23 protein-coding genes are annotated in these 22,232 nt (G+C 70.9%); 13 read left to right on the top strand and 10 right to left on the bottom strand.

The window, feature by feature from the left end:
- Positions 1 to 6 precede the first annotated feature (6 nt).
- The 9 genes from AB0B58_RS32600 to AB0B58_RS32560 form a co-directional block, all read right to left on the bottom strand.
- Positions 7 to 630: an ATP-dependent Clp protease proteolytic subunit gene (locus tag AB0B58_RS32600; protein WP_360231528.1), complete on the bottom strand. Its 624-nt coding sequence runs from the start codon at positions 628 to 630 to the stop codon at positions 7 to 9.
- A 118-nt stretch (positions 631 to 748) separates the two neighbouring features.
- The gene (locus tag AB0B58_RS32595; RefSeq protein ID WP_360231525.1) at positions 749 to 1,387 is read right to left on the bottom strand and encodes a hypothetical protein; all 639 of its coding nucleotides are present in this window, start codon (positions 1,385 to 1,387) and stop codon (positions 749 to 751) included.
- 231 nt (positions 1,388 to 1,618) lie between these two features.
- Positions 1,619 to 2,785, bottom strand: coding sequence for a GAF domain-containing sensor histidine kinase (locus AB0B58_RS32590; RefSeq protein ID WP_360231522.1), 1,167 nt, complete (start codon positions 2,783 to 2,785; stop codon positions 1,619 to 1,621).
- Positions 2,770 to 3,438: a response regulator transcription factor gene (locus tag AB0B58_RS32585; RefSeq protein WP_360231519.1), complete on the bottom strand. Its 669-nt coding sequence runs from the start codon at positions 3,436 to 3,438 to the stop codon at positions 2,770 to 2,772. Before AB0B58_RS32585 ends, AB0B58_RS32590 begins: the two co-directional genes overlap by 16 nt.
- A gap of 514 nt (positions 3,439 to 3,952) precedes the next feature.
- Complete coding sequence (locus AB0B58_RS32580) at positions 3,953 to 4,711, bottom strand: HAD-IA family hydrolase (protein ID WP_360231516.1); 759 nt, start codon at positions 4,709 to 4,711, stop codon at positions 3,953 to 3,955.
- Complete coding sequence (locus tag AB0B58_RS32575; RefSeq protein ID WP_360231513.1) at positions 4,708 to 5,643, bottom strand: phosphoribulokinase; 936 nt, start codon at positions 5,641 to 5,643, stop codon at positions 4,708 to 4,710. The genes AB0B58_RS32580 and AB0B58_RS32575 overlap by 4 nt, the downstream gene beginning before the upstream one ends.
- Positions 5,640 to 6,512 (bottom strand): phosphoribulokinase, encoded by an 873-nt coding sequence (locus AB0B58_RS32570; RefSeq protein WP_360231510.1) that lies wholly within the window; start codon positions 6,510 to 6,512, stop codon positions 5,640 to 5,642. Before AB0B58_RS32570 ends, AB0B58_RS32575 begins: the two co-directional genes overlap by 4 nt.
- The gene (locus tag AB0B58_RS32565) at positions 6,512 to 7,612 is read right to left on the bottom strand and encodes a class 1 fructose-bisphosphatase (RefSeq protein ID WP_360231507.1); all 1,101 of its coding nucleotides are present in this window, start codon (positions 7,610 to 7,612) and stop codon (positions 6,512 to 6,514) included. The genes AB0B58_RS32570 and AB0B58_RS32565 overlap by 1 nt, the downstream gene beginning before the upstream one ends.
- A 78-nt stretch (positions 7,613 to 7,690) precedes the next feature.
- On the bottom strand, positions 7,691 to 8,590 hold the full coding sequence (locus AB0B58_RS32560; protein WP_360231504.1) for a LysR substrate-binding domain-containing protein: 900 nt from the start codon (positions 8,588 to 8,590) through the stop codon (positions 7,691 to 7,693).
- An 87-nt stretch (positions 8,591 to 8,677) separates the two neighbouring features.
- On the opposite strand from AB0B58_RS32560, the gene AB0B58_RS32555 reads away from it, so the two are divergent.
- The 6 genes from AB0B58_RS32555 to AB0B58_RS32530 all read left to right on the top strand — a co-directional run bounded on the left by AB0B58_RS32555 (position 8,678) and on the right by AB0B58_RS32530 (position 13,773).
- Positions 8,678 to 10,111, top strand: coding sequence for a form I ribulose bisphosphate carboxylase large subunit (locus AB0B58_RS32555; RefSeq protein WP_360231501.1), 1,434 nt, complete (start codon positions 8,678 to 8,680; stop codon positions 10,109 to 10,111).
- A gap of 12 nt (positions 10,112 to 10,123) precedes the next feature.
- The gene (locus AB0B58_RS32550) at positions 10,124 to 10,549 is read left to right on the top strand and encodes a ribulose bisphosphate carboxylase small subunit (protein ID WP_360231498.1); all 426 of its coding nucleotides are present in this window, start codon (positions 10,124 to 10,126) and stop codon (positions 10,547 to 10,549) included.
- Positions 10,546 to 11,478 carry an AAA family ATPase gene (locus AB0B58_RS32545; RefSeq protein ID WP_360231495.1) on the top strand — a complete coding sequence of 311 codons (933 nt, stop codon included), beginning with the start codon at positions 10,546 to 10,548 and terminating at the stop codon, positions 11,476 to 11,478. Before AB0B58_RS32550 ends, AB0B58_RS32545 begins: the two co-directional genes overlap by 4 nt.
- A gap of 266 nt (positions 11,479 to 11,744) precedes the next feature.
- Positions 11,745 to 12,191 (top strand): SSI family serine proteinase inhibitor, encoded by a 447-nt coding sequence (locus tag AB0B58_RS32540; protein WP_360231492.1) that lies wholly within the window; start codon positions 11,745 to 11,747, stop codon positions 12,189 to 12,191.
- Between the two features lie 45 nt (positions 12,192 to 12,236).
- Positions 12,237 to 12,644, top strand: coding sequence for a hypothetical protein (locus AB0B58_RS32535; RefSeq protein WP_360231489.1), 408 nt, complete (start codon positions 12,237 to 12,239; stop codon positions 12,642 to 12,644).
- Between the two features lie 142 nt (positions 12,645 to 12,786).
- Positions 12,787 to 13,773 carry an aldo/keto reductase gene (locus AB0B58_RS32530; RefSeq protein WP_360231486.1) on the top strand — a complete coding sequence of 329 codons (987 nt, stop codon included), beginning with the start codon at positions 12,787 to 12,789 and terminating at the stop codon, positions 13,771 to 13,773.
- Positions 13,774 to 13,783: 10 nt separating this feature from the next.
- On the opposite strand, the gene AB0B58_RS32525 is transcribed toward AB0B58_RS32530, so the two are convergent.
- Positions 13,784 to 14,257: a hypothetical protein gene (locus tag AB0B58_RS32525; protein ID WP_360231483.1), complete on the bottom strand. Its 474-nt coding sequence runs from the start codon at positions 14,255 to 14,257 to the stop codon at positions 13,784 to 13,786.
- Positions 14,258 to 14,831: 574 nt separating this feature from the next.
- Here AB0B58_RS32525 and AB0B58_RS32520 point away from each other — a divergent pair.
- From AB0B58_RS32520 to AB0B58_RS32490, 7 genes are all read left to right on the top strand, one after another.
- On the top strand, positions 14,832 to 15,113 hold the full coding sequence (locus AB0B58_RS32520; RefSeq protein WP_360231480.1) for a hypothetical protein: 282 nt from the start codon (positions 14,832 to 14,834) through the stop codon (positions 15,111 to 15,113).
- A gap of 524 nt (positions 15,114 to 15,637) precedes the next feature.
- The gene (locus AB0B58_RS32515; protein WP_360231477.1) at positions 15,638 to 16,663 is read left to right on the top strand and encodes an ABC transporter substrate-binding protein; all 1,026 of its coding nucleotides are present in this window, start codon (positions 15,638 to 15,640) and stop codon (positions 16,661 to 16,663) included.
- Entirely contained in the window at positions 16,660 to 17,487 is an 828-nt protein-coding gene (locus AB0B58_RS32510) for an ABC transporter ATP-binding protein (protein WP_360231474.1), read from the top strand. Before AB0B58_RS32515 ends, AB0B58_RS32510 begins: the two co-directional genes overlap by 4 nt.
- Positions 17,480 to 18,358, top strand: coding sequence for an ABC transporter permease (locus tag AB0B58_RS32505; protein WP_360231471.1), 879 nt, complete (start codon positions 17,480 to 17,482; stop codon positions 18,356 to 18,358). Before AB0B58_RS32510 ends, AB0B58_RS32505 begins: the two co-directional genes overlap by 8 nt.
- Positions 18,359 to 18,372: 14 nt before the next feature.
- Positions 18,373 to 19,287, top strand: a complete 915-nt coding sequence (locus AB0B58_RS32500) for a TauD/TfdA family dioxygenase (protein ID WP_360231468.1) — start codon at positions 18,373 to 18,375, stop codon at positions 19,285 to 19,287.
- Positions 19,284 to 20,642, top strand: a complete 1,359-nt coding sequence (locus tag AB0B58_RS32495) for an LLM class flavin-dependent oxidoreductase (protein WP_360231465.1) — start codon at positions 19,284 to 19,286, stop codon at positions 20,640 to 20,642. The genes AB0B58_RS32500 and AB0B58_RS32495 overlap by 4 nt, the downstream gene beginning before the upstream one ends.
- Complete coding sequence (locus AB0B58_RS32490) at positions 20,639 to 22,129, top strand: MFS transporter (protein WP_360231462.1); 1,491 nt, start codon at positions 20,639 to 20,641, stop codon at positions 22,127 to 22,129. Before AB0B58_RS32495 ends, AB0B58_RS32490 begins: the two co-directional genes overlap by 4 nt.
- The last annotated feature ends 103 nt before the right edge of the window (positions 22,130 to 22,232 follow it).

Genomic DNA, 22,232 nt, shown 5'->3' with positions numbered 1-22,232 from the left:
GCTCGCTCATGCTCCCAGCCCCATCGGTTGGCGGGCCAGCGCGGGGCGGACGTCGTCGACGCTGTCCAGGACGTGATCGATGAGGCCGTACTCGAGGGCCTCCTCCGCGGTGAACCAGCGATCGCGCCGGCTGTCCCGCTCCACCGTCTCGATCGGCTGCCCCGTGTGCTCCGCGGTCAGCCGCAGCAGCGTGGCGCCGACCCGCTCGAGCTGGTCGGCGTAGATCTCGACGTCGGCCGCCGTGCCGCCGAAGCCGGCCGAGCCCTGGTGCATGAGGATCTGCGCGTGCGGCAGGCTGAACCGCTTGCCCGGCGTACCGGCGGAGAGCAGGAACTGCCCCATGCTGCCGGCCAGCCCCATCGCCAGCGTGCTCACGTCGTTGGGGATCAACCGCATCGTGTCGTAGATGGCCAGGCCGGCGCTGACCGAGCCGCCCGGCGAGTTGATGTAGAGGCTGATCATGCCGTACGGATCCTCCGCCGACAGCAGGAGCAGCTGGCCGCAGAGCCGGTTGGCGACCGGATCGTCGACCTCCGTCCCGAGCACGATGATGCGCTGATGAAGCAGCCGGGCAGCCAGTTGATCGTCGATCGAGCCCGCGTTCGGCGTCGCCCCGGTGGATGATTGCATGACTTCTCCTCGTACTCGGACCGCTACTGCTCGATCCACCATGGGACCGGCGCAGCCCGCGAACCAAGCCGATCTGCTGTCAGCAGATGACCCGCGGGATTCGCACGTCGCAGAGCACTCAAGAACAGTCGTACGGGCACACGTCCCTCGGCGGCGCCGGCCTCGTGTACGGTCCGTCGGCATACGGCGGGAACCATTCCGTGCGGACCGGCAGGCGGGAGCCCCGCTGCCATTCGAGCGAGATCTTGTCGCCCGGCCACGGGACATTGTGGACCAGCACCCACACCGTCATGGCCCGGCCGGGTCCCAGCGTGAAGTTGGCATTCGGGTGCTGGCCGCAGTAGCTCCTCTCGCCGCCCACGTAGCCGGCGATGGTGCCGTTCGACCGTTTGAGCCACTCCCCCGAGATCGTGGGATCCGTCACCCCTTGGCAGGTGAAGTAGAGGATCCGATCGCCGAGATTGCTGTAGTTGACCCGGTAGTAGATCCACAGCGGGTCATGCCCCTGATGCGGCCAGACGTACGCGTGGGAGAAGCCGAGACGCAGGCCGGCGATGCCCCCGGCGTTGTCGACCCGAGGATGGCCCTGCTGCGGTGACCCCGACCTCCACAGGTAGTACCAGCCGGCGCGCACCTCGGCGAGGCTTGCCTGCGCCCGGCCGGGCGCCGTGCGGGGCACGGCCGTCGCGGGACTCGCCGTGAGAATCACGGAGATCATGACGAACGCCGCACCGACTCGCGCGATTCTCGCTTTCACGTCGCTCACCTCCTACTACTGGCAATGCTTCGAAAATCCGGCGGAAAGGCATCGGTACGGATTTCGGTCGAGGTAGGAACAGGTTGCGGACGCAACGCGCAGTCTTCAGCAGATAGGGACAGTCGCCGTCCGCGCAAGAAATGTCAGCCGAAGGTGTCTTTCGGCGATGCAAACCGACGCTTTTCATGTGGCGCGAGTAAACTATTCGGTCCGCCGGCGGTACCGGGCGGATCAGAGGACGTCGGGTATCCGTACCTCGATCGTGGTTCCCTCGTCGCACCGGGAACGGACCCGCAGCTCGCCGCCGAGCAGGCGGACCCGCTCGGCCATGCCGCGCAGGCCGCGCGGCGCGCCGGTGGGATGCACCCGGCGCAGTTCCCGCGTGGTCGGTTCGAAGCCGCGGCCGTCGTCGGTGACGGTGAGCATGACCAGGCGCCCGTGCCCGGAGAGCCGGATCACGGCGCCGCCGGCGTCGGCATGCCTGACGACGTTGTGTATCGCCTCCTGCGCCACGCGGAACAGCGACGTGGTGACGTGGTCCGGCAGCGACAGGTTCTGCGCGTGGACCCGGATCGGCAGGTTGGGCACGTTGCGGGCCAGGCTGGCCAGACCGGCCGCGAGGCCGAGGTCGTCGAGGATCGGGCTGCTCAGCCCGGTGATGGCGCTGCGGGTCTCGCCGAAGGCGAGGTCGGCGAGGGAACGGGCCGCGTCGACCTGCTTCGCGACGTCGCCGATGTCGCCGTCCTGCAGGGCCGCCTTCGCGGCCGACAGGTGGAAGCTGAGGCTGGCGATGGCCTGCGTGACGCCGTCGTGCAGGTCGCCGGCGATGCGGCGACGCTCGGCCTCCTGCATCGCGACCGTGTCCGCGACCGCGTTGTCCCGCAGGCTCCGGTAACCGTCGAGGCTGTCGGCCAGGCCGGAGAGGTGCACGCGCAGCGCGACGAGATCCGCCACCGCCTGTGCCGTGTCGACCTCGTCCGGGGCGAACGCGCGCCGCCGCCTGCTGAACACCGCCAGAACGGCCACGCTCGCGCCGTCCGGCACCCGCGCCGGCACGCACAGCCGGGACACCGGATCGCCGGCGCCGATCCCCAGCAGTTCCCGGTGGCGCTGGTTGCGCGGGTGGTCGTCGACGAGGACGACCGGTATCCCGTCGGCCGCCACCCGCCCGGTCACCCCGAAGCCACGCGGCAGCCTCAGGCCGGGCTCGCCGGGCGCGGGGTGGCCGGCGCTGAGCACGAGGTCACCGTCGTCGGCCACGCGGAACACGAGGCATCCGTCGGCCGCCAGCGCGTCGGTCAGGGCAGCCGCCACCCGGTCCAGCACCGCCGGCAGCGACGGCTCGCGGGTCACCCAGCCGCGGACCTGGCCGATGAGATCCGTCAATGGAAGAGGCATTCGCGCAGCGCGACCGCGACCGCCGAGCCGCGGTCGTTGACCTCGAGCTTGCGGTAGAGGCCACGGAGGTGGGTCTTGACGGTGTCGTCGCTGACCACCAGGCGCGCCGCTATCGCCTTGTTGGACAGGCCGCCGACGAGCAGCGCCAGGACCTCGCTCTCGCGCTGGGTCAGGCCCAGCCGCGCGCCGGGCCAGAATTCGCCCTGGCGCAGGTGCGCGGCGGCCGTTGCCACCCGCCCGGCGAGGCCGGGGTCGATGACGATGTCGCCGAGCTGGACGTTCTCGAGGTGACGCAGCAGCTCGGGCCCGTCGATCCGCTTGAGCAGGTAGCCCGAAGCGCCGGCGCGCAATGCCTGGTACAGGTGTTGCTCGTCGTCGTAGACGGTGAGGAAGACGACCCTCGTGGCCGGTTCCGCGGCCCGCATCGCGCGGCACACGTCCAGCCCGCTGTCGCGGCGCAGCCGGATGTCGCAGAGCACCACGTCGGGCCGGTACGCGGTGACGGCCTGTACCGCGCCGGCCTCGTCGCCCACCGATCCGATCACCTCGACGGCGTCCGGGAACCGGGCGAGCATGGCGCGCAGGCCCTGCAACACCATCTCGTGGTCGTCGACCAGCAGCACCCGGATCGGCGCGCGGTCAGGCGGATGCACCGGACACCTCGGCAACGGTCGCGGCGCCGGCGGACTCCCCCAGCCGCCGGCCCGGCGGACGCGCCGCCGGGGCGGTGGGGTCCGTCCGCCGTCGAACGGGTAGCGGGCTGCTCATGATGAACTCCTCCAGCGAGCCGATGCTCCGCCGCGTGGACGGTCGGTGGTGAGGTCGAACATGGGTGCAGGCCCGGGCCGGCCGCGACCGTATCCGCCCGGTGCGGCGCGTGCGACAACGCTCCAGCGTTTCCCACTGGATCCGCGCGGTCAGCCTCGGCGGGTCGTGGTCCAGCCGCGGCCGCAACGGAGTCCTGTCCTGCCGGTTGGTCACCAGCGCCGGACGCCGTTGCCTCGATGCCGGCACCGATGCCCGGGCGGCTGGCCCGGTCATTGGTCGGCATTTGCATGGAATAGTACGGGTAACGATGGTCGATGTCGAGGGTGGACCGAGCCCCGCAGGCGCCCTGTCCTTTTCGGACATGGAACCCTGCGAGGTCGCGCGGTCAGCGGAGCGTGGTCACCGGAGCAGTGCCGTCGAGTGCAGCCGCCGCAGCGCGTCCGTCGTGACCCCACCGGCGAGGATGTCGGGCACGACCACGTCGGACAGATCCGTCGCCCGGTAGCCCGGCACGACCGCGGCCGCACCGGGGAACTGCATGTCCCTGTGGTATTCCGACGCCACCACCAGGCACGGGATCCCCGCCGCGGTCGCGGCGGCCAGCCCGGGCGGTGAGTCCTCGACGGCGAGTGCGTCCCGGGCCCCGATCCCCAGGGCGGACAGGGCCCGGAGGTAGGCCTCCGGCTCCGGCTTGAGCTCCGCCACGTCGTCACCCGTGACGACGGCGGCGAACACGATGTCGTCGAACAGGCGCTTGAGCAGGATGGTCACCCACTCGCGGCGGCCGGTCGTGGCGATCGCGACGCTCACGCCGCGGTCCTGCAGCTCGGTCAGCAGCTCGTGCACGCCGGGCCGCGGGCACAGCGGGCCGGCGCGCAGCCAGGCCGCGAAGTGTACGGTCTTGGTCCGGTGCAGGACCCGCGCCGCCCCGGCCGGGTCGCTCAGGCCCTGCTCCGCGAGGTACCACGCCAGCCGGTACCGGCCGCCGGTGACGGCCAGCAGCCGGCCGTACTCGGCCACGTCCCAGTGGAAGGGCAGTCCGTGGTCGCGGAACGCCAGATTGAACGCGCGGCGGTGCCCGTCGCGCTCGGTTTCGGCGAGCGTGCCGTCGACGTCGAAGATGACCGCGCGCAGCCGGCGCGGTGCGGATGCCTTCACCGTTGGTACACCTCCTGCATGAGGTGGAACAGCAGCATCTCCTGGGTGATCGCGAGCGGCTCGCTGTGTGCGCCGTCGGCGAGCCGGCCGAGCCCGCGGGGGATCTCCCGGCCGCGGCCGACACACTCCCAGAGCGCCTTCGCCAGCAGCCGGGCCTCCTCCGGGGTGGCCCGCCCGTGGACCCGGAGGCAGTCGACCGGGGTGCCGTCGTCGTCCCGGATGACGTTCAGGTCCATGGCCGCGCCGGCGCCGTCGGAGAGCAGGTGTGCCAGCGACGGGTGCTGGACCGTCGGGCGCAGCAGCAGCTCGGCGGTGGACGGCGTGCCCGGCGGGTCGAAACCGTCCAGGGCCGGCGCGAACCGCACGACGATGTCGGCGAAGCGGCGCTGCGGGCGGATGTACGCGGCCGATTCGGGCTCGCGCCGCGCGAGCTCGCGGCGCACCTCGGCCTCGGTGTATCCCCGGCTGGTGGTGTCGCGGAGGATCTTCCACCGGTGCCGGAGCTCCTCCGGCGGGTCGACGAAGACGGTCACGTCGAAGCAGGCGCGCGCGAGCTTGGAGAAGAGCGGGAACAGGCCCTCGACGATGACGAACTGGCGGGGCCGCAGGTATTCGGGCCGGGCGAAGGTGCCGCTGCGGTGGTCGTAGACCGGCTTGAGGATCGGCTGGCCGATGGCCAGCAGCTGGAGGTGCTGTTCCATGATGTCGAGGTGGTTGGCGTCCGGCGACAGCGCGGTCAGCCCCAGCGCCGAGCGCTGCGCCCGGTCGTACCGGTGGTAGTCGTCCACGCAGATCGACGTGCACCGGTGCGGGCCGATGGCCTCGGCGAGCCCCTGCGCCAGCGTCGTCTTGCCCGAGCCGCTGTCGCCGCCGACCGCGAGCATGACCGGGCGCGCGCCGACAGGCCCGCCGTCGGCGCGCGCCGCGGTCATGCCCTGACCCGGCGTCGCATCAGGCGCAGGATCATCGGGGTGAAGATCAGCTGCATCGCGAGCTCCATCTTCCCGCCGGGCGCGACGATCACGTTCGGTCGGGACATGAAGGAGTCGTGCAGCATCGACAGCAGGTACGGGAAGTCGATGCCCTTCGGGTCGGCGAAGCGGATGATCAGGAAGCTCTCGTCCGCGGTCGGAATGGTGCGGGCGATGAACGGGTTCGAGGTGTCCACCGTGGGCACCCGCTGGAAGTTGATGTGGGTCTGCGAGAACTGCGGGCAGATGTGGTGCACGTAGTCCGGAAGCCGGCGCAGGATCGTGTCCATCACCGCCTCCTCGGAGTAGCCGCGCTGGGTCCGGTCCCGGTGCAGCTTCTGGATCCACTCCAGGTTGATGATGGGCACGACGCCGATGCGCAGGTCGGCGTGGCGTGCGACGTCGGCGTCCGGCGTCACGATCGCGCCGTGCAGCCCCTCGTAGAAGAGCAGGTCGGTGCCGGGCGCGATGTCCTCCCACGGCGTGAAGGTGCCCGCGTCCTGCCCGAAGGGCGCGGCCTCCTCGTCGTCGTGCAGGTAACGGCGCAGCCGCCCGGTGCCGGTCTTGCCGTACTCCTCGAAGAGCGCCGCCAGCTCCGGCAGCAGGTTGGCCTCCGGCCCGAAGTGGCAGAAGTTCGGGTTGCCGGCCGCCGCCGCGGCGGCCGTCTCCTTCTTCATCTCCTCCCGGTCGTAGCGGTGGAAGGAGTCGCCCTCGACGATGGCGGCGGTGAGGCCCTCCCGGCGGAAGATGTGCTGAAACGTACGGGTGACCGAGGTGGTGCCGGCGCCCGACGACCCGGTGATGGCCACGACGGGGTGCTCGGCCGACATCAGCCGGCCCGGAACATCGAGCGCACGTTGAACAGCGACCCGTCGAAGCTCTCGTCGTCCGGCTCGTGGTGGTAGCGCTCGATGCGCTCGACCTCGGCCCGCGAGCCGAACACCAGCGGCGCGCACTGGTCCAGCCGGGCCGGGGCGAGCTCCATCGTCCGGGTTCGGCCGGTGCTGGCCCGCCCGCCCGCCTGCTCGATGAGGAACGCGATCGGGTTGCACCCGTACATCAGCCGCAGCTCACCGGGCCGGCCGGGGTTGCTGTCGGCCGGGTAGAGGACGACGCCGCCGCGGGTGAGGATGCGGAACGCGTCCCCCACCAGCGAGGCCACCCAGTGCATGGTGAAGTCGTGTTCCCGGGGCCCGCTCCGGCCGGCCAGGCACTCCCCGATGTATCGCCGCACCGGCGCCTCCCAGAAGCGTTCGTTGGCGCTGTTGATGGCGAACTCCCGGGTCTGCTCGGGCACCCGCATCCGCGGGTGGGTGAGCACGAACGCCCCGATGTCGCGGTCGAGGGTGAACCCGTCCACGCCGTCGCCGGTGGTCAGGATGAGCATGGTGGCCGGGCCGTACAGGGCGAACCCCGCGCAGACCTGTTCCGTTCCGGGCTGCAGGAAGTCCTCGACCCGCGGGTCGGCGCCCGGGCGGGGGGTACGCAGCACGGAGAAGATGGTCCCCACCGACTGGTTCACGTCGATGTCGTCCGATCCGTCGAGCGGGGCGAACGACAGCAGGTACTTGCCCCGCCGGTACGGCGCGGGGATCGGCAGGATGCCGGCCGTCGCCGAGGATGTCATGGCGGCGAGGTGCCCGCCCCAGAGGGTCTCCGCGGCCATCACCTCGTTGCTGGCGAGGGCGAGATGCGCGAGCACCTTGCCCGGCACGTTCGCCGCGCCGGCGCGTTCGGCCGGTGCCGCGAGCTCGCCCCGGTTGACCTGGTTGGCGATGATCTTCACTGCCGTGGTGATCGCGTTGAGCAGGCCGGAGAAGTCGCCCGTCGAGTCGAGGTGCCGGTGCTCCTGCTCGATGGTGTGCCGGGTGAGGGTGATCCGCCCGAGCGGTGCGGCCAGGCCGGCTGCGGTTTCGGTCAGGTTGGGCACGGTGGTTTCCCAACGGTCGGGCCGCGGCGGCGGCGTCGTACGCTGCGCCGAACGTACGGGCGGGCCGGCCGGGGTGCCTCACCCGCGCGGGCGGGTGTGCGGATGAGATCGGGCCACCCGGAACACGAGCTCGCCGGCGTGCCGCGGCTCGGTGAGGTGGCGCAGGAACAGCTCGGTGGTGGCGGTCGGCGCGGCCGTGGTGACCGCGTGCCACGGCCGGATCAGCGGGGTTCCGGGCGCCGGGATCCGGCGCAGCGTGCCGGCGCGCAGGTGCCCCTCCACGGCGTCGGTGGAGACGAGGGTGACGCCCAGGCCCAGGGCCGCCGATGACACCACCGCGCCGACCGAGCCGAGCGTCAGCAGCGGCGGTTCGAGCTGCATCCGCTGCAGCAGCGCGAGGGTCGCGTCGCGGGTGCCCGAGCCGGCCTCCCGCAGCAGCCAGTTGACCGCGCCGAGGTCGTGCTCCGGCCCCGGCGCGGCCACGAGAACCATCGAGTTGGCCCGGGTGGCCCGGGTGACCTGGCCCGCGCCGGGCCGGCCGCCGATGACGACGTCGAGCCGGTGATCGGCGAGCAGGGCCGAGACCCGGTCGCGGACGCCGATGTCGAGGGTCACCTCGACCTGCGGATAGCGCTGCCGGAACGAGGCCAGCAGGCCCGGGATGAGCGCCTCGCCGGCGGTGGTGACCGCCCCGATCCGCAGCCGCCCGCGCTCCGCGTCCACGCCGCGGCGGGCGGCGGCGACGCTCTCGTCGAGCAGGCCGAGGATGCGCCGCGCGTAGCCGGCGAACATCTCGCCGCTCTCGGTCAGCCGCAGCCCCCGGCCGCTGCGCTCGAGCAGCACGACGCCGACCTCGCGGTGCAGCGCGGCCAGCGCGGCCGAGACGGCCGACTCGGTGACCGACAGCCGCTGGGCGGCGGCGCGGGCGGACCCGCACTCGACGATCGCCAGGAACGTCTGCAGCCGGACGGGTGTCATGGGCCCACAATAGACAAGCGAACGCTCAAGTGAACCCGGGGAAAGCTCGCTGGACGAATGGAGTGTCCGGGCGGCAGTGTCGACCGCATGACCAGTGAAGACCGGTGGAACCCCGGGGTACGCAGCTACGCGAGCATGGGCTACTACGACGCCGACTACGTACCCAAGGAAACCGACGTGCTGGCGGTGTTCCGGGTGACGCCGCAGCCCGGAGTGGATCCGGTGGAGGCGGCGGCCGCGGTGGCCGGCGAGTCGTCGACCGCCACCTGGACGGTCGTGTGGACCGACCGGCTGACCGCGAACACCCACTACCAGGCCAAGGCGTACCGGGTCGATCCCGTGCCCGGCCGCCCCGGCGAGTACTTCGCGCACGTCGCCTACGACATCGATCTGTTCGAGGAGGGTTCGATCGCGAACCTGACCTCGTCCATCATCGGCAACGTCTTCGGCTTCAAGCCGCTGCTCGCGCTGCGGCTGGAGGACATGCGGATCCCGGTGGCGTACGTCAAGACCTTCCAGGGTCCGGCGCACGGCATCGTGATGGAGCGCGAGATGCTCAACAAGTACGGCCGTCCCCTGCTCGGCGCCACCGTCAAGCCCAAGCTCGGGCTGTCGGCCCGCAACTACGGCCGCGTGGTCTTCGAGGCGTGCCGCGGCGGTCTCGACTTCACCAAGGACGACGAGAACATCAACTCGCAGCCGTTCATGCGCTGGCGCGACCGGTTCCTCTACTGCATGGAGGGTGTCAACCGGGCGACGGCGGAGACCGGCGAGATCAAGGGCCACTACCTGAACGTCACCGCGGCGACCGTCGAGGAGATGTACGAGCGCGCCGAGTTCGCCAAGGAGCTCGGCAGCGTCGTCATCATGATCGACCTCACCATCGGATACTCCGCCATGCAGTCCATGGCCAACTGGGCCCGCCGCAACGGCGTGCTGCTGCACCTGCACCGGGCCGGCCACTCCACCTACACCCGGCAGAAGACGCACGGCGTGAGCTTCCGCGTCATCGCCAAGTGGTGCCGGCTGATCGGCATCGACCACGTGCACGCGGGCACCGTGGTGGGCAAGCTCGAGGGCGACCCGGCGACCACCCGCGGCTTCTACGACACGCTGCGCCTGGACCACATCCCGGCGAACCCCGCGCACGGCATCTACTGCGACCAGGACTGGGCGAGCATGCCGGGTGTCATGCCGGTCGCTTCGGGCGGCATCCACGCCGGGCAGATGCACCAGCTGGTCGAGCTGCTCGGCGAGGACGTCATCCTGCAGTTCGGCGGCGGCACGATCGGCCACCCGATGGGCATCGCGGCGGGGGCCGAGGCGAACCGGGTGGCGCTCGAGGCGATCATCAAGGCCCGCAACGAGGGCAAGGACCTGCTCCGGGAGGGTCCCGGCGTGCTGCGCGCCGCCGCGCAGCGGTGCGGTCCGCTCGACGCCGCCCTCTCCACCTGGGGAGATGTCACGTTCGACTACGCCGCCACCGACGCGCCCGATGTCATCGCGACCGCGAGCCGATAGGAGACAACACCCATGTACCTGCGTCACGGAGCCTTCTCCTACCTGCCCGAGCTGACCGACAACGAGGTGGCCGCGCAGATCCGGTATGCCCTCGACAACGACTGGCCCGTCTCGATCGAGTACACGGACGACCCGCACCCGCGCAACGTCTACTGGGAGATGTGGGGCCTGCCCCTGTTCGACCTGGCCGAGCCCGACGCGGTGCTGCACGAGATCCACGACTGCCGCGCCGCGTTCCCGCGGCACTACGTCCGGGTGCTCGCCTACGACGCGCGGCTGGGCCGGCAGACCACGGCGCTGAGCTTCCTCGTGCAGCGGCCGGCGCACGAGCCGGGCTTCCGGCTCGTGCGCACCGAGGCCAACGACCGGGTCCAGCGCTACTCCCTCCAGCCGTACGCGACCGAGGCGCCCGCCGGGGCGCGCTATTCGCCCGAATGACCGGGGGCTTCTCGATGCGCCCCGGGCCGGCGGCCCAGGAGCAGCAGCTCCTGGGCGGGGACGCGCTGATCGATCTCAACGCAGACGAGGCGGCCGCGCAGGCCCGCGCGGTGCTGGCCGAGTTCGATCAGGAGACCGTCGGGCTCACCGCGGTCAAGCGGCGCCTGGCCGAGATCGCGGCGCTGCTGCTGGTGAGCCGGGCCCGGGCCCGGTTCGGGCTGTCGGCCAGCAGCCCGTCGCTGCACATGAGCTTCACCGGCGGGCCCGGCACGGGAAAGACCACGGTCGCCCTGCGGATCGCCGAGCTGCTGCACGGGCTCGGCTACCTGCGTACGCCGCGGGTGGTCGCGGTGACCCGCGACGACCTGGTCGGCCAGTTCATCGGGCACACCGCGCCGAAGACGAAGGAGGCGATCGCCCGGGCGGCCGGCGGGGTGCTGTTCATCGACGAGGCGTACTACCTGCACCGCCCCGAGAACGAGCGGGACTACGGGCAGGAGGCGGTCGAGATCCTGCTGCAGGAGATGGAGTCCGGGCGCGGCTCCCTGGTGGTGGTCTTCGCCGGGTACGCGGACCGGATGGAGAAGTTCCTGTCCTCGAACCCGGGGCTCAGCTCGCGGGTGGCACACCACATCCGCTTCGACGACTACAGCCACGACGAACTGGTACAGATCGCCGAGCTGATGCTGGCGCGCGACAGCTACCGGTTCACCCCGGACGCGCGCGCGGCGTTCGAGTCCTATGTCGAGCTGCGGATGGCGATGCCACGGTTCGCCAACGCGCGCAGCGTCCGCAACGCGCTGGAGCGCTGCCGGCTGCGGCAGGCGATCCGGCTCGCCGCCCTCGGCGGACCGGTCGGTCTCGCCGAGCTGACCGCGCTGACCGCGGCCGACGTGCGCGGCAGCAGCGTCTTCGCCCAGGCGGGCTGAGCCGCCGCCGGAGTTGGTATAGTACGCCCGATTTACTCAGTATCGCCCGTTGCGCCGAGGTGATCCCGGCGCGGCGGGCGATATGAATTTCCGTTGAACCGATCAGCCACGGGCACTGCGGAAACACAACCGTAATATTACATATTCGAATTCTGTTGACGAGTATAAAGTGGACCGAGTTGACGCTTTCCCGGGAAAAGCTTAACGTGTGGGCGATCCATTCGAGCGAATCGCGGGCGTGCCCTCCACAAGAAGGATGCGTCCCGATGAGCCGCGCCTTCCACAAGGAGGAATTCGTGGTCCCCATTCACCACATCGGCGTCCTGGCAACCAGCCTGTCCACCACGGCCGCGCTGCTCGCCACGGGCGCGCCCGCCGCGGCGGCGCCGGCGGCGGTACCGCCGCCCGGCAGCAACCTGGTGCTCGCCGTGTTCCCCGCCGGCCAGAGCACCGGTCCGCTGCGGCTGGCCACCCTCGAGTGCGACCCCGACGGCGGTAGCCACGCCGCCGCGGGTTCGGCCTGCGACGATCTGCACGCGGTCGACGGTGACCTCACCGCACTCGCCGACGACGGTGGAATCTGCACCCGGGAATACCGCCCGGTGACCGCCATTGCGGCGGGCACCTGGCAGGGAGATCCCGTCGCCTACCGGCAGACATTCCCGAACCATTGCGTCCTGATCAACGCCACGGGCAAGGTATTTGATTTCTGAGAAGGCCCGCCCGGGAAATTTGACGCGTGAGATGAGGACGATGCAATGAAGCAGTTGTTCCGAACCCTGGCCGTGACGGTCGCCGCGGTGACCGCCCTGCTCGCCGCGGAGCCGGCCGTCGCGGCGTCGGCGCCGCGCACCGAGTCCGTATCGGTGACCCGTTCCGGCGGCTTCGCCGGCCGTACCGACTCCTTCGCCGTGGACTCGACCACCCGCGACGACCGCGCCGAGGAGGCGCTGGGCGTGGCCGCCGAACTCCGCTTCCGCATGCTGCGGCCGACGTACCTGCCCGCGAACCCCTGCTGCGACCGCTACCGCTACGAGGTCGTCGCGCGCTACAGCGACGGCACGGTCAAGACCGTCGTCACGATGGACGCCGTGCCCGGCACGCCGGACGTGCTGACCGAGGTCATCGACCTCGTCACGACCTCCGGAGCCCCCGCACCCGCGTAGCGGTCCGTCAGCCGCGACGCCGGCCCGCAGGCGAACGCCTGCGGGCCTCGGGCCGCAGGGGGTCACTGGCAGTACCTCCCCGGGCACCCCGGCGACCGCTAACGTCGTGATGCCGGGACGGCGCCGGCCCGAGGAGGACGCCATGGAGACTCGAACGCTCGGCCAGGGACTGCGGGTCTCCGCTCTCGGCCTCGGCTGCATGGGCATGAGCCAGAGCTACGGTCCGAACCCCGGCGACCGCGACGAGATGATCGGCGTCCTGCGCGGCGCCGTCGAGGCCGGCGTCACGTTCTTCGACACGGCCGAGGTCTACGGCCCCTACGTCAACGAGGAACTGGTCGGCGAGGCCCTCGAGCCGCTGCGCGACCGGGTCGTCATCGCCACCAAGTTCGGCTTCGACATCCGCGACGGCCGCATGGCCGGCGTGGACAGCCGGCCCGAGCAGATCCGCCGGGTGGCCGACGCGTCGCTGCGGCGACTGCGAACCGAGCGGATCGACCTGTTCTACCAGCACCGGGTCGACCCCGCCGTGCCCATCGAGGACGTCGCCGGCGCCGTCGCGGAGCTGGTGGCGGCGGGCAAGGTCGCACACTTCGGGTTGTCCGAGGCCGGCGCCGGAACCATCCGCCGCGCACACGCGGTGCACCCCGTCACCGCGCTGCAGAGCGAGTACTCGCTGTGGACCCGCGAGATCGAGGCCGAGATCCTGCCGGCCCTCGACGAGCTCGGCATCGGCCTGGTGCCGTTCAGCCCCCTCGGCAAGGGCTTCCTCACCGGCACCGTCAGCGCCGCGACCGAGTTCACGCCCGGCGACATCCGGACCACCATTCCCCGGTTCACGCCGGAGAACCGGGCCGCGAACCAGGCACTCATCGAGCTGGTCGGCCAGGTCGCCAAGGCGCACGACGCGACACCCGCGCAGGTCGCGCTCGGGTGGCTGCTCGCCCGCCGCCCCTCGCTCGTGCCGATACCGGGCACGCGGCGGTTGTCGCGCCTGCGGGAGAACATCGGTGCCACCCGGCTCGAGCTGTCCGGCGACGACCTCGCCTCGCTGGACGAGGCGGCCACCCGCATCGGCGTGGCGGGCGCCCGCTACAACGAGGCACAGCAGCGCATGACCGGCCTGTGACCCGGGCACCCTAACCCGGTTTTCGCCGGGATATCCGCCAGCTCGCGGCGATGGAGGCCAGGACGATCAACACGCCCGCCCCCACGCCGACCTCGGCCAGGTGCAGCTGCTCGGGGTGGTCCTCCTTCACGGCGGTCTCGGCCAGGCTCTCGCTGCGCCAGATCACCGCCGTGCCGATCCCCGAGCCGCCCAGGAACACCACGAACGGCTCACGGCCGATGACGCCGACCGTCCACTTCTTCGTCTCGGGGTCGTACGTCGCCCCGATGGATCCTCGCACTTCGGCCCGGTCCGGATGGAGCTCCTCGCCGGGGATCAGCCGCAGGTCCTCCTCCGGTCCGGGATCGGCTTGAACGTCGTCGTCGATCAGGAACGGGCCGTCGTCGTCCGGAGGCCGCCGGACCATGACTCGTTGTGTCGGCTCGGGCTCCTGCTGAATCCGGCGGCCGGCCGCCATCCCCCACAGCTTGCGCAGTTGCCACACAGGCCTTCTCCCTCGGTCTGCTACCAAGGATCGAATCCCATCCTTGGCCAAAATGTCTGTTGAATGACCTCCGTGAAGCCCATCACTATCTGCTATTAAATGTAGATACGCCATGCTCTACGCGGCAACAGGGAGTCTCCTTGGAATGGCATTTGACGGCCCGAAAAACGGACACGCGGAACATTGGGGTTGTTCAGACTTTTATGCGCCAGCGCAAAAGACGTACAGAAGCCCTCCGAGGCGCCGCCTGGGCCATTCGTGCTCGCCTCATCCAAGGCCGGGAACTTGCGGCCCCGGTGTCGCTTTCCCAGGTCAGCGGACACTCGGGGGTGAGTTCTGTCGGAGGATGTACGTTCCATGGACCGTTCCGGAACACCGGGTTACAGTGGCCGAAGAGGTGCGTAACACAGGTACTTGCGACCAGTAGTTGTGCGACGGAAACCAAACGATCACCGCGATGTGACCGTGCGGGCATTGAATACCTACGCCTCCCCACGGAGGATGAGCAGGTGCCTTTTGAAGGGGTCAATATGCGTCCCCTTAACAGGACGTCCGTACGGTTAAGGGATACTCAGTGGGCGTCAGCCCGCTCAAGGAGCAGGAGAGACGCATGTCGAGCGCGGATGTGGAAGAGCGAGCAGAAACCGGCACCACACTGACGAAGTTCACGATCAACCTGGTCCGGCGTGCCGTTCGCGCACTGGAGATCGCCACCCAGGTGACCGGTGACAACAGGACCGACACGTTCAACCGGGCGATTCAGGTCTACGCCTACATCGTCAAGGCCGAGGACGAGGGCAAGTCGGTCTTCATCGTGGCGCCGGACGGCAGCAAGGAGCGTCTGCTCCTCACCTGAGGAGTTGGGGATGCGAGGGTGGGGCCGTCACAGCCGCTGCGCCCTCCCCCAACTTTCAGTGAACGACCCGCTCGACTCCTCCGCTCACGCATTCGATCGACTCCCTTTCCCCGCCCTTGCACCGCGGCCCCGCCGCGAGAGCAGGCGCCCGGACCCCGGCCACGCGCCGGCTCCGGGCGCGGCGGGACGGATATCCCACCCAACCTATGGGAATAATATGTGTCCTGGGTCACAAAGTGGCTGACGCCGACCGGCCGGGACACTTAGGTTGCTCACATGAATCGAAGCAAGCGTCTGACGCGGCGCCGCTTCGTCGACTATCTCCGGGTGTGCACCTGCGCCTGTTGAGTCCGACGGCCGCGCACAGCTCAGCAGTCATCTGACCCAGTCACCTGACCCCACGCCGTCACCCACCGTCCACGCCGTCCGCACTGACGCGGGCGGCGCGATGACACCTGCCCTCCACCCGACCGGACGTACACACCGGCCGGTCGTTGATACGTACCCAGCGCAAGGAGCGTTCCATGAAGACATCCAGATTCGCCGTAGCGGCCGCGTTGGCCGGCGCGCTGCTTGCCACCTCCGCGCTCACCGCCTGCGGCAAGTCCGACGATGCCGGTGGCGGTCAGGCCAAGGAGCTGCGCTACCAGGGCTGGGTGGGGCAGGTGACACCCCCCGAACTGGCCGAGGACCTCGGCTATCTCGGCGACGTGAAGCTCAAATGGATCGGCAACACCATCAGCGGCCCGCAGGACATCCAGGCCGCGACCACCGGGGACACCGACTTCGGCGGCGCCTTCAACGGCGCGATCGTCAAGCTCAAGGCGTCCAAGGCGCCGATCACCGCGGTGATCGGCTACTACGGCTCCGACAAGGACAGCTACAACGGCTTCTTCGTGCTCGACGGCAGCCCGATCAGGACGGCCAGGGACCTGATCGGCAAGAAGATCGGCGTCAACACGCTGGGCGCCCACTCCGAGGCGATCACCAAGACCTACCTGAAGCGCAACGGCCTCACGCCCGAGGAGATCAAGCAGGTCGAGCTGGTCGTGGTGCCCCCGGTCAACACCGAGCAGTCGCTGCGGCAGAAGCAGATCGACGTCGCCTCGCTCAGCGGCGCGCTGCGGGACAAGGCCCTCGAGCACGGCGGCATCCGTCCGCTGTACACCGACTTCGAACTGCTCGGCGCGTTCACCGGCGGCAGCTACGTGCTGCGCAACGACTTCCTCAAGAAGAACCCCGACACGGTACACACGTTCGTCACCGGCACCGCCAAGGCGATCGAGTGGGCGCGCACCCAGCCGCGGGAGACCGTGGTCGAGAGGTTCCGGACGATCATCTCCAAGCGCGGCCGCAACGAGGACGACAGCCAGCTCAAGTTCTTCAAGAGCTGGGGCGTGGCCGGCAAGGGCGGCACGATCACCGACACCGACTTCAGCACCTGGATCGAGTGGCTGGACAGCATCGGCGAGCTCAAGAACGACAAGCTCAAGCCCGCCGACATCTACACCAACGAGTACAACGAGCTGGCACCGGGCGGCGCACAGTGAGCGCCCCGAAGATCCGTTTCCAGAACGTCGGCAAGGTCTTCCAGGCCCGCGGCACCACCGTCACCGCGTTGCAGGACATCAACCTCGACGTACGCGCCGGCGAGTTCCTGGTCATCGTCGGCCCGAGCGGCTGCGGCAAGTCGACCCTGCTCGACCTGCTCGGCGGCCTGGCGAAGCCGTCCAGCGGCCGGGTCCTCGTCGACGACAAGCCGATCACCGGGCCCGGCCTGGACCGGGGCGTCGTCTTCCAGCAGTACGCCCTGCTGCCGTGGCGGACGGCGCTGGCCAACGTCCAGTTCGGCCTGGAGGCCAAGCACGTTCCCCGCCGTGAACGCGCCGAGCGGGCGCGCGAGTACCTGGACCTGGTCGGGCTCTCGGGCTTCCACGACCGTTACCCGCACGAGCTCTCCGGCGGCATGAAGCAGCGGGTGGCGATCGCCCGCAGCCTCGCCTTCGACCCGGACGTGCTGCTGATGGACGAGCCGTTCGCGGCGCTCGACGCGCAGACCCGCGACGGACTGCAGGACGAGCTGCTGCGGATCTGGGAGAAGACCGGCAAGACCGTCGTCTTCATCACGCACGGCATCGAGGAGGCGGTCTACCTCGGCCAGCGCGTCGCGGTGATGACCGCCCGTCCCGGCCGAATCAAGCAGGTCGTGGACGTCCCGATCACCGCCCGCTCGGCCACCGAGGACCTGCGCTCCGACCCGCAGTTCGCCGGCTACCGGCACGAGATCTGGACCCTGCTGCGCGACGAGGTCAACAAGGCCCGCAGCGAGGAGCTGCGTTCGGACGACAAGCTGAAGGAGCCGGCCAGTGTCTAGCCTCACCGAGTCCCCGGTCGCCGTCCGCACGGCGCCGCCGCCGGCGCCCGCCGCCGCACCGTCCTACGAGGAGGCCGCGCCCGCGGCCGGCCACCCCTGGCTCCGCCGGCTCCTGCGCGGCGTCGGCTCTGTCACCACCCGGGTTGCCGCGATCGCCGTCCTGGCGGCCGTCTGGGAGGTGTTCCCCCGGCTCGGGCTGGTGGACGCGACCTTCCTGCCGCCGCTGTCAGAGGTGCTCAGCGCCTGGTGGCAGCTGGTGCTGTCGGGCGAACTGATCGACCACGCCCAGGCGAGCCTCGGCCGCTCGCTGGCCGGGTTCGGCCTGGCCATCGCCGCGGCCATCCCGCTCGGCCTGCTGATCGGCTGGTACAAGCCGGCGGCGACGCTGCTCAATCCGCTGCTCGAGGTGTTCCGTAACACCGCCGCGCTGGCCCTGCTGCCGGTCTTCGTGCTGATCCTCGGCCTGGGCGAGACGTCCAAGGTGGCGATCATCTTCTATGCCTGCTCGTGGCCCATCCTGCTGAACACGGTCAGCGGGGTACGCACCGTCGACCCGCTGCTGATCAAGTCGGCCCGCTCGCTCGGGCTCGGCCCGCTGCGGCTGTTCCAGAAGGTGGTGCTGCCCGCCGCCGTGCCCACCATCTTCACCGGGATCCGGCTGGCCGGCGCGTACTCGATCCTCATCCTGATCGCCGCCGAGATGGTCGGCGCCAAGGCGGGGCTCGGATACCTCATCAACTACGCCCAGTACAACTTCGCCGTGCCCGACATGTACGCCGGGATCATCACGATCTCCGCGATCGGCCTCGTCGTGAACCAGCTTCTGATCATCGCCGAGCGCCGCTTCTCCACGTGGCGCACCACCAGCTAGGAAGGAACCGCATCATGACGATCGCTCCCACCACCCCGGACGTCCGCCGCATCGGCGGCCGCATCGGCGCCGAGATCGTCGGGGTCGACCTGTCCCGGGACATCGACGCGGACCTCGGCGCCCGGCTCAACAGCGCGCTGGTCGAGCACAAGGTGCTCGTCTTCCGCGACCAGCACCTCGACGACGAGGCGCACCTGCGGTTCGCCGGCTCCTTCGGCCCCCTGACCACCGCGCATCCCACCGTCCCGTCGGTGGACGGCCAGGCCAACATCCTGGCGGTGCAGGGCGGCGAGGGCGCCCGCGCCAACGCCTGGCACACCGACGTGACGTTCGTGGTCGCCCCGCCCAAGGCGACCACGCTGCGCAGCCTCGTGATCCCGTCGTACGGCGGCGACACCCTCTTCGCGAACACCGCCGCCGCCTACACCGACCTGCCCGAGCACCTGCGGCTGCTCGCCGACCGGCTGTGGGCGGTGCACACCAACGACCACGACTACGCCGAGCACCCGCAGTTCCGCACCAGCGAGGCCGAGGAGTACCACAAGGTCTTCGTCGGGCAGCGCTACCGCACCGCGCACCCGGTGGTCCGCATCCACCCCGAGTCCGGCGCGCCCAACCTGTTCATCGGCGGATTCGCGAACAGCATCATCGGGCTCTCCCAGACCGAGTCGCGCGACCTGCTGCGCCTGCTGCAGGCGTACGTGACCCGGCCGGAGAACACCCTGCGGCACCACTGGGCGGTCGGCGACGTGGTGGTCTTCGACAACCGGACCACCCAGCACTACGCCGCCGACGACTACGGCGACCTGCCCCGCAAGCTGCATCGGGTCACCGTCGCCGGCGACGTGCCGGTCGGCGCCGACGGCGGCAGCAGCCGCGTGCTCGAGGGCGACGAGGCCGGCCACTACACCCCGCAGGCCGCCCGATGAGCCGCCCGGGACAGCTGCACCTGAACGCGTTCCTCATGGGGGTCGGGCATCACGAGGCCGCCTGGCGGCTGCCGGAGAGCGACCCGCACGCCGAGGTCGACGTCGAGCACTTCAAGAACCTGGCCCGCATCGCCGAGCGCGGCCGGCTCGACTCGCTCTTCCTCGCCGACGGGCCCGTGCTCTGGGACCAGGTCGGGCGCCGGCCGTCCGGGGTCCTCGAGCCGACGGTCCTGCTCACCGCGCTCGCCGGGGCGACCGAGCGGATCGGCCTGATCGCCACCGCGTCGACCACCTACAACGAGCCGTACAACCTGGCGCGCCGGTTCGCCTCGCTGGACGTGATCAGCGGCGGCCGGGCCGGCTGGAACATCGTCACCACGGCGGGCCTCGACGCGGCCCGCAACTTCAACCTGGACCACCTGCCGGCGCACCGGGAACGCTACGAGCGGGCCGCCGAGTTCGTCGACGTCTCCCTCAAGCTCTGGGACTCGTGGGACGACGACGTGGTGCTCGCCGACAAGGCCAGCGGCGTCTGGGGCGACCAGGAGAAGATCTATCCGCCCGCGCACCGGGGCGCGCACTTCCGGGTGGCCGGCGCCCTCAACGTGCCGCGGTCCCCGCAGGGCCACCCCCTGCTGGTGCAGGCCGGCTCCTCGGAGAACGGGCGCAACTTCGCCGCCCGCTACGCCGAGGCGGTCTTCACCGCGCACCAGACCCTCGCCGACGCGCAGGAGTTCTACGACGACCTCAAGCGGCGCGCCGCCGAGCACGGCCGGGACCCGGACCACATCAAGATCCTGCCGGGCATCGTGCCGCTCATCGGCGCCACCGAGGCCGAGGCGAGGGAGCTCGAGGCCGAGCTCAACCGGCTGATCCGCCCCGAGTTCGCGCTGCCCGTCCTGGCGGAGCTGCTCGGCGTCGACGTCGCCGACCTGCGCCTCGACGAGGAGTTGCCGGCGAGCCTGCCGGCCGAGGAGGAGATCGAGGGCGCCAAGAGCCGCCGCACGCTGGTGGTCAACCTCGGCCGCCGCGAGCGGCTCACGGTCCGCGAGATCATCGCCCGCATGGGCGGCGGGCGCGGGCATCTCACCTTCGCCGGCACGCCGGCGCAGGTCGCCGACGCGATCGAGTCCTGGTACGACAACGGCGCGGCGGACGGCTTCAACATCATGCCGCCGGTGCTTCCGTCCTCGCTGGAGCGTTTCGTCGACGAGGTGGTGCCGATCCTGCAGGAACGCGGCCGGTTCCGCACCGAGTACACCGGGCGCACGCTGCGCGAGCACTACGGGCTGCCGCGGCCCGCGAACCGCAACACCGCCACGACCGCGGCGCACGCCGCGGCACTGCGGTCTTGACCGACGTCCCGGTCCTCGGCGGCGGCACGGCGGCGCAGGTGCCCGCCGTGCCGCCGCCGGGGCGGACGCCGCCGCGGGAAAGGCAGACCCGCGCCCCGGCCGTCCTGGCCGGGCTCTGCCTGGCCACCTCCGCCTACTCGGTGCTGCAGTCGCTGGTCGTGCCCGCCCTCGGCGTCTTCCAGCACGAACTCGGCACCACGCCGTCGGGCGCCGGGTGGATCCTGACCGCGTTCCTGCTCAGCGCCTCGGTCTCCACGCCGCTGCTGGGCCGGCTCGCCGACCTGCACGGCAAGCGCCGCGTCATGCTCGGCGCGCTCGCCGCGATGAGCGCCGGCGCGACGATATCGGCGCTCGCCGACGGGCTCGGGACCATGGTCGCCGGCCGGGCCGTGCAGGGCCTCGGCGGCGCGGTCTTCCCGCTCTGTTTCGCCCTGATCCGCGACCACCTGCCGCCGGAGCGCCGGCCGCGGGCGTTCGTCGCCGTCTCCACGGTGATGAGCGTCGGCGGCGCCGCCGGCACGGTCGCCGCGGGGCCGCTGCTCACGGTGGCGTCGTCACGGTGGCTGTTCGGAATTCCCGCGCTGGTGTCGGCGCTGGCCGCGATCCCGGTGGCGGTGCTGCTGCCGCCCGGCACCCGGCGCCGCGACGGCGGCCGCGTCGACTGGCCCGGCGCGGTCCTGCTCGCGACGTGGCTCGGCCTGCTCCTGCTGGCGATCAGCCTCTCCGGCACGTACGGGTGGACGGCACCGCAGGTCGCGATACCCGGCCTGGCCGTGCCCGCGGTCGCGGCGCTGTGGCTGGTCGTCCAGCACCGGGCCCGGCACCCGCTGGTCGACCTGCGCACGCTGGCGCTGCCGACCGTGCGCGCCACCAACGCCGCGACCCTGCTGCTCGGCGTCGGCATGTTCGGCTCCTGGATGCTGGTGCCGCTGCTGGTCGCACAGCCGGCGAGCAGCGGGATCGGCTTCGGCGCCAGCCCGACCGTCGTCGGGCTGGTGATGCTTCCGACGGCGCTGGGCACGCTGCTGGTGATGCCCGTGCAGAGCCTGCTGGTCCGCCGGCACGGCCCGCGTGCCGCGCTCGCCGCGGGCACGGCGACGGCCGGATCGGCGTACCTGCTGCTTGCCGTCCTGCACGGCACGCTCGCTCAGGTGTGCGTCGCCGTGCTGCTGATGGGCGCGGGGGTCGGCCTGGCGTTCGCCGCCGTGGGTGCGCTGGTCGTCGAGGCGGTGCCGCGCGAGCAGACCGGGGTGTCCGCCGCGGTCAACACGGTGATGCGGACGGTCGGCGGCAGCCTCGGTGCGACCGTCGGGGGAACCGTGCTGACCTGGTCGGCGAGCTCCTCCGGCCTGCCGAGCCCGCGGTCCTACTCGATCGCGATGGTGGTGTTCGCGGCGTCGCTGTTCGGTGCGCTGCTCTGCGCCGTCCGGATCCCCCGCCGGGTGGCCGTCGCCGCGGTGACCGTACCGCAGGCCTCTTTGCCATAGCGGGGGCTGAACGCGGTCGAGCCGCCCGGCTGGTTGGCCGGGCGGCTCGTGGGGTCATGCGGGTCGTGCGGGGTGGTGGGTTACTTGATGGTGACGTTGAAGG

Origin of the sequence: Actinoplanes sp. NPDC049118, from assembly GCF_040648555.1 — a bacterium.
GTDB lineage: Bacteria > Actinomycetota > Actinomycetes > Mycobacteriales > Micromonosporaceae > Actinoplanes.
The sequence above is the reverse complement of the archived record's forward strand: the minus strand, read 5'-3'. Positions and strand labels throughout refer to the sequence as shown.

Coding starts and splice junctions, on each gene's coding strand:
- AB0B58_RS32495 (WP_360231465.1), top strand. CDS start 19,284: ATGAGCCGCCCGGGACAGCTGCACCTGAACGCGTTCCTCATGGGGGTC.
- AB0B58_RS32535 (WP_360231489.1), top strand. CDS start 12,237: ATGAAGCAGTTGTTCCGAACCCTGGCCGTGACGGTCGCCGCGGTGACC.
- AB0B58_RS32540 (WP_360231492.1), top strand. CDS start 11,745: ATGAGCCGCGCCTTCCACAAGGAGGAATTCGTGGTCCCCATTCACCAC.
- AB0B58_RS32555 (WP_360231501.1), top strand. CDS start 8,678: ATGACCAGTGAAGACCGGTGGAACCCCGGGGTACGCAGCTACGCGAGC.
- AB0B58_RS32575 (WP_360231513.1), bottom strand. CDS start 5,643: ATGACCGCGGCGCGCGCCGACGGCGGGCCTGTCGGCGCGCGCCCGGTC.
- AB0B58_RS32560 (WP_360231504.1), bottom strand. CDS start 8,590: ATGACACCCGTCCGGCTGCAGACGTTCCTGGCGATCGTCGAGTGCGGG.
- AB0B58_RS32590 (WP_360231522.1), bottom strand. CDS start 2,785: ATGCCTCTTCCATTGACGGATCTCATCGGCCAGGTCCGCGGCTGGGTG.
- AB0B58_RS32500 (WP_360231468.1), top strand. CDS start 18,373: ATGACGATCGCTCCCACCACCCCGGACGTCCGCCGCATCGGCGGCCGC.
- AB0B58_RS32600 (WP_360231528.1), bottom strand. CDS start 630: ATGCAATCATCCACCGGGGCGACGCCGAACGCGGGCTCGATCGACGAT.
- AB0B58_RS32545 (WP_360231495.1), top strand. CDS start 10,546: ATGACCGGGGGCTTCTCGATGCGCCCCGGGCCGGCGGCCCAGGAGCAG.
- AB0B58_RS32550 (WP_360231498.1), top strand. CDS start 10,124: ATGTACCTGCGTCACGGAGCCTTCTCCTACCTGCCCGAGCTGACCGAC.
- AB0B58_RS32530 (WP_360231486.1), top strand. CDS start 12,787: ATGGAGACTCGAACGCTCGGCCAGGGACTGCGGGTCTCCGCTCTCGGC.
- AB0B58_RS32570 (WP_360231510.1), bottom strand. CDS start 6,512: ATGTCGGCCGAGCACCCCGTCGTGGCCATCACCGGGTCGTCGGGCGCC.
- AB0B58_RS32515 (WP_360231477.1), top strand. CDS start 15,638: ATGAAGACATCCAGATTCGCCGTAGCGGCCGCGTTGGCCGGCGCGCTG.